The 6,204-nt window shown below is 69.3% G+C and carries 5 protein-coding genes; 2 read left to right on the top strand and 3 right to left on the bottom strand.

Translation table 11 applies throughout. The features are described from left to right. Positions 1-160 precede the first annotated feature (160 nt). Positions 161-1,951 carry a hypothetical protein gene (locus sphst_RS14395; RefSeq protein WP_107045733.1) on the bottom strand — a complete coding sequence of 597 codons (1,791 nt, stop codon included), beginning with the start codon at positions 1,949-1,951 and terminating at the stop codon, positions 161-163. Positions 1,952-2,042: 91 nt separating this feature from the next. Between sphst_RS14395 and sphst_RS14390 the strand changes: the two genes are divergently transcribed. Both sphst_RS14390 and sphst_RS14385 read left to right on the top strand, forming a co-directional pair. Then, on the top strand, positions 2,043-2,468 hold the full coding sequence (locus tag sphst_RS14390) for a GtrA family protein (protein WP_199848991.1): 426 nt from the start codon (positions 2,043-2,045) through the stop codon (positions 2,466-2,468). A gap of 16 nt (positions 2,469-2,484) precedes the next feature. Further along, complete coding sequence (locus sphst_RS14385) at positions 2,485-3,213, top strand: class I SAM-dependent methyltransferase (protein ID WP_107045732.1); 729 nt, start codon at positions 2,485-2,487, stop codon at positions 3,211-3,213. Between the two features lie 750 nt (positions 3,214-3,963). Here the strand turns inward: sphst_RS14385 and sphst_RS14380 are convergent. After that, entirely contained in the window at positions 3,964-4,956 is a 993-nt protein-coding gene (locus tag sphst_RS14380; RefSeq protein WP_107045731.1) for a glycosyltransferase family 2 protein, read from the bottom strand. A gap of 62 nt (positions 4,957-5,018) precedes the next feature. Beyond that, on the bottom strand, positions 5,019-6,204 hold a 1,186-nt coding region (locus tag sphst_RS14375), incomplete at its 5' end, for a DUF885 domain-containing protein (protein ID WP_159043650.1).

Here is a 6,204-nt window from a genome sequence, read left to right as displayed (position 1 = left end):
CCTGGGCTTGACCCGGGACCCAGGGTTTCGGGCGGTGGTGCTGCTTGGCTCTGGTCCTGACTTTCGTCAGGATGACGGTTGGTGGCGGGGATGACGGTTGGGGGGCGGGGATGACGGTGCGCGTGCGCGTGCGCGTCCGTCGTGCGTGGGTGCCTGGACCTCAGTCGACCTTGAAGAGCCGCAGCGGGGATTTTGCCGGGAGGGGGAGCGGGGTGAGCCACGCCGGGACCTGGTTCTTTGCCATCTGCGCGTAGAAGCCGTTGGGGCTGCGGGCCTTGTAGTTGGTCGACTCCGCCGCGTTGGGGCAGAGCAGCAACAGGGTCGCGCCGTGGCGCTTGATGATCGCGTGGGCTTCGTCGGGGGTGCGGGCGAAGGCGTGCTGGACGTCGAGGATCGCGGCGCCGTTGCGGTGATAGGGGCCGGCGATCGCGTTGTGGTGCGTGATCGTGATCAGCCGCGGGCCCATGTCGACAAAGGTGAAGATGGTCTGCGCGGGGTATTTGTTGAGCGCGAGGAGGACGGTGGTGCGCAGGCAGTTGCCGGTCGCCATGTTGACGCGCTTCTCATAGCCCTTGGGCTTGCCCACGGGGACGTACTTCAGCGCGATGCCGACGAAGAACCCCGAGACGATCACCAGCGCGCCCGCGGTGCCGAGCACGCGCACCAGCATCGAGCGGTGGCCGAGCAGCCGGGGGACGATGACCCAGGCGAGCGCGACGCCGCCGGGGACCGCGAGCATCTGCGCGGCGGGACCGGCGCGGACCTGCCACAACAGCATCAGCACCGCGAAGGTGGTGAACAGCGCGACCGCGACCCAGCCGATCGCGCTCGGGCGGCGGCGTGCGCGCCACGCGGCGAACAGCGCGCCGAGCAGGCCGATCACCGGCAGCGTCGCGATCGCGACGCCGGTGCGCCAGCTGTGCTTGTAGATCGGTTTGGCCTCACGGACATTGTTCAGCCAGTTGCGCTGAAGCTCGGGCGAGACGCCCTCGGGCCGGGCGAGGCATTGCGGAAACATCAGCGCGAAGCCGATGACGATCGCCGCGCCCGCCGCGACCGCGAGCGCGAGACGCACCCCGCGTGATGCCGGGCCGAAGCGCGCGAGCAGGAAGAGGAGCATTCCGGCCGCGATCATCACGCTGAGCCACACCGGCGTCAGCGCGTCGCAGCGCATCGCCTGGTTCGCGTTCGAGGCGAACAGCGCGAAACCCAAGGTGCTGCCGCCGCCGAGCGTCAGCGCATAGACCGCGAGCCGCGGTGCTTCGGCGCGGTCCCAGACCCAGCGCAGGGCGATGATCGCGCCCGCCATCGCGGCATAGGGGAGGAGTTCGAGCCCGATCGAAAGCGACACCGCGCTCGCGATCCCGACCAGTGCGCCGCCACGCCGCGCGCGCGGGTCGCACAGGCCGGCGAGCGTGAGGCTGAGCATCGCGAGCTGCCAGCCATGATGGTCGATGCGTTCGGGCATGTACATCAGCATCGTCGCGGTCGCGCCGACGAGGAACAGGATCGCGAGCGGCCAGGCGAGCGGGTGGATCAGCCGCCGCACGGTCGCGCCGATGCCGAGCATCGCGATCGACAGCGGCAGCAAGGGCGCGATCCCGCAGGCGAGCCGTTCGGCCCAGCTGTTGCTGGTGAACAGGCGGAAGAAGAGGATGAGGCCGGCGATCGGCAGGTCGACGATCCGGCTCCAGTGGATGTCGAAGCCCGCGGGCGGGTTCATCCGGTACTGGCGCAGATCGTACCAGCCCTGGCCGTCCAGCCACGCGCGGACCTGCATCAGGCGCATATTGTCGTCGGTATCGCCGAGCGACAGCCAGCGGACCTGACCCCAGCGGTCGGCCAGCGACCAGGCGGCGACGCCGAGCCATGCCAGCAGCGTCAACGCGACCCAGTGGCGATCGAGCAGGTCGCGCCCCCGCTGCCATGGGGACTGGTGGGGCTGATCCAAAACGCTTTCCTCCTGACCGCGCGCGGACTAATGCGCGGGGCGTGACGTTGAGCGCCGCTGTATCGACGCGCGTGTAAAGAACAAGGCGGGCATGCAGGCGATCAGGCGACAGATGGACCAGATGCGGGCGAGCGGCGTGCTCGGCCAGCTCTTCCGCTTCGGGATTGCGGGCGGGCTGTCGAGCGTGATCTATTCGCTCGTCTATCTGCCGCTGACCAAGTTCGTGTTTCCGCCCGAACAGGCGGTCGCGGCGGTGCCGTTCGCCTTTGCGGTGGCGGTAACCGCGGGCTATTTCCTGCACAGCCGGTGGAGCTTCAAGGGACATGCCGCCGAGCCGGGCGGGGCGAAGCACGTCAAGTTCGTGCTGGTGCAGGGCACGGGGCTCGCGCTCAACGCGCTGATCACCTGGATCGGGACCGCGTTCCTGCATCTGCATCCCTGGGTGCCGCTGGTCCCTGCGGTGTTCCTTGCCGCGATCGTGACGTTCGTGCTCAACCGCTTCTGGGTATTCTCATGATTATGGCCGATTGCTGATGGACCGCATCGTTTACGACCGGATGGCCGCGCATGATTCCACGCATTGGTGGTACCGCGCGCGCCGCGACATCCTGGCGGATTATCTGACGCGTTATGGCGGTCTGCCGGCGCGTGCCAAGATCCTCGAGATCGGCTGCGGGACGGGGCATAACCTGCCGATGCTGGCGGGGTTCGGCGAGATCGACGCGATCGAGATCGACCCGGCGGCACGCGAGATCGCGAGCGCGCGGCTCGGCAAGCCGGTCGGGGCGGCGCCTTTGCCGGAGCTGCCGGGGGTGCCGCGCGGGCATTACGACCTGATCGCGGTGCTCGATGTGGTCGAGCATATCGCGGACGACGTCGCGGCGCTGAAGGCGATGGCGCAGTGCCTCGCGCCCGGGGGCAAGATCCTGATCGCGGTGCCGGCGCACCAGTGGCTGTGGAGCGCGCACGACACGGTCAACCATCACCATCGCCGCTATTCGAAGGCGACGCTGAAGACGGCGATCGCGGCGGCGGGGCTGAAGCCCGACAAGCTCGGCTATTTCAACTCGCTGCTGTTCCCGCTGGCGGCGGCGGCGCGGATCGCCGGGCGGCTGTCCGGCCGCGACGACAGCGACGATTCGCCGCCCGCCAAGCCGCTCAACGCGCTGTTCGAGCGGATCTTCCGGCTGGAGCGGCATCTGGTGGGGCGCGTGCCGATGACGCCGGGGGTGTCGATCGTGACGCTGGCGGTGCCTGGGTAGGGGGTGAGGCTTCGACTTCGCTCAGCACGAACGGGGGTGTGGGGCGGTGGAGCGGTTGGGTGTGGTTAGCCCGTGACGTCTCGCCAATTCCTCCCCGGCGGAGGCCGGGGTCCAGTTGGGGGACGGTGTTGACGGGCGTTGCGCTTGGTTACTCTGGCTTTCCCATCTGGGCCCCGGCCTTCGCCGGGGTGGGGCTCAGGTGTAGGGTGCGTGCCGGGGGGTGCTTCGACTTCGCTCAGCACGAACGGGGGTTTGGGGCAGTGCTGCGGTTGGGTGGGTTTCGCCCGTGACGTCTCTCCAATTCCTCCCCGGCGGAGGCCGGGGTCCAGTTGGGGGACGGTGCTGACGGCGGTTGCGCTTCGTTACTCTGGCCTTCCCAGCTGGGCCCCGGCCTTCGCCGGGGTGGGGCTCAGGTGTAGGGTGCGTGCCGGGGGGTGCTTCGACTTCGCTCAGCACGAACGGGGGTTTGGGGCGGTGGTGCGGTTGGGTGTGGTTCGCACGTGACGTCTCGCCAATTCCTCCCCGGCGTAGGCCGGGGTCCAGTTGGGGGACGGTGCTGACGGGCGTTGCGCTTCGTTACTCTGGCTTTCCCACCTGGGCCCCGGCCTTCGGCGGGGTGGGGGCTCAGGTGTAGGGTGGGTGCCGGGTGGTGCTTCGGCTTCGCTCAGCACGGACGGGGACTTTTCGAGCCGGTGCGTGCGGGGTGGGGCCCCACCCCAACCCCTCCCCTGAAGGGGAGGGGCTTTTGGGTTACGTGAGGGGGGTTTCTGGGGGTTCGGCGCGGAAGCCTAGGGTGGCTTTGCCCTGGATGGGGCCGGCGATGTCGGCGACGATGTAGAGGGGGCGGCGTTTGGATTCGACGTACAGCCGGCCGAGATATTCGCCGATCATGCCGAGCACGAACATCTGCACCGCGCCCAGAAACACCGTCACCAGCATCGTCGAGGTCCAGCCCTGCACCGCGCTGCCCGAGAGCCAGCCGATCGCGATGTAGACGAACAGCAGCAGCGAGACGCCGGTGAGCGCGAGGCCGGCATGGCTGGCGAAGCGCAACGGGGCGGTCGAGAAGCCGGTGACCGCGTCGAAGGCGAGCCGCATCATCTTGGCGAGCGGATAATTGGTCTCGCCCGCATGCCGCTCGGCACGGTCATAGGCGAAGGGGACCTGGCGGAAACCGATCCAGGCGACCATGCCGCGGATGAAGCGGGCCTGTTCGGGCAAGGAGAGGAACGCATCCAATGCGCGCCGGCTCATCAGCCGGAAATCGCCGGTGTCGACCGGGATCGGCGTGTCGGTCATCTTGGTCAGCAGCCGGTAGAAGGCGGCGGCGGTGGCCTTCTTGAAGACCGTCTCGCCCGCGCGCTGGCGGCGGACCGCGTAGACGACGTCGGCCTGCTGCTCGGCCATCGCGGCGCGCATCTGGGGGAGCAGCTCGGGCGGATCCTGGAGATCGGCGTCGATGATCAGGATCTGCTCGCCCGCGCACAGGTCGAGTCCGGCGGTGAGCGCGAGCTGATGCCCGTGGTTGCGCGACAGGTTGATCGCGACGAGCCGCGGATCGGCGGCGGCGAGACGCTGCATCACCGACCAGCTGTCGTCTCGCGAGCCGTCGTTGATCAGGACGATCTCGTAATCCTCGCCGACCGCGCTCTGCGCCGCGCCGGAGATGCGCGCGTGGAGGAGGTCGAGGCAGGCGGCCTCGTTGTAGCAGGGGACGACGACGGAGAGCGCGGGACGGTGCATCCCCGCTCTCTAGCCGCCCCCGCGCGCGGCGTCATCGTTTGTTCTTGGGGGAGGATTAAGCGTCAGGCCTTGGCCAGCGCGGTGGCGCGGGCTTCGACGAGGCGTTCGAGGATCGTGAGGGGGACGGCGCCGTCGCGCAGCACCTCGTGGAACTGCTTCACGTCGAACCTGTCGCCGAGGATCCTCTTCGCGGTGTCGCGGGCGCGGAGCCAGCTGATGTGGCCGAGCTTGTAGCTGCAGGCCTGGCCGGGCATCGTGCAGTAACGCTCGATCTCGCGCTGCGAGCGGGGGCGGGCGAAGCCGACGGTGTCGACGAAATAGTCGGTCGCCTGTTCGCGCGTCCAGCGCTTGGCGTGGAGGCCGGTGTCGGCGACGAGGCGCGCGGCGCGGAAGAGGAAGGACTGGAGATAGCCCGCACGCTCGATCGGGCCGGCATAGCCGCCGAGCTCGTCGGCGAGCTGTTCGGCGTAGAGCGCCCAGCCCTCGACATAGGCGCCGAAGAACGAGAATTTGCGCAGCAGGGGCGTGTCGAGCCCGGCGACGAGGCTGAGCTGGAGATGATGCCCCGGCACGCCCTCGTGATAGGTGAGCGAGGGGAGCGTGTATTTGGGCCAGTCGGCGACGCTTTTCAGGTTGATGAAGTAGATGGCCGGGCGCGACCCGTCGAGCGCGGCGAGCCGGTAATAGCCGTTCGAGGCGCCGTCCTGGATATCGGTCGGGACCGCGCGGATCTGGAGCGGGGCGGACGGCGGGTTTATGAACGCCTGGGGGAGCTTGGCCTGCATCGCGGCGAGCCCGGTGTTGAGCCCGGCGATGAGGTCGGTTCGGCCGGCGGGCGTGTCGGGATAGAGCTGTGCCGGGGTGGCGTTGAAGGCGGCGAGGCGTGCGCCGATGCTGCCCTTGGTCAGGCCTTGCGCCTTGAGAATGGTGTCGAGTTCGGCGCCGATCTGCGCGACCTGGTCGAGGCCGAGCTTGTGGACCTCGTCGGGGGTGAAGTTGGTGGTGGTCGCCTGGGCGAGCGCGGCGGCGTAGATCGCGTCGCCGCCGGGGACCGCCCAGAGCCCGGCCTCGGCGCGGGCCGTGGTCCGGAGCTGCTTGACCAGCGCGATCTGGCGGTCGAGCGCGGGATAGACCTTGTCCGTCACGAGCGCGGTGGCGCGGCGGTCCCAGTCGCCGGTCAGCCCCGCGGCCCTGGTGCGCGTCGCGACCGAGGTGACGAGACCGCTCTGCGCGGGCGCGGGGGCGCGC

This window comes from Sphingomonas sp. STIS6.2 (assembly GCF_000732685.2).
GTDB lineage: Bacteria > Pseudomonadota > Alphaproteobacteria > Sphingomonadales > Sphingomonadaceae > Sphingomonas > Sphingomonas aerolata.
The sequence above is the reverse complement of the archived record's forward strand: the minus strand, read 5'-3'. Positions and strand labels throughout refer to the sequence as shown.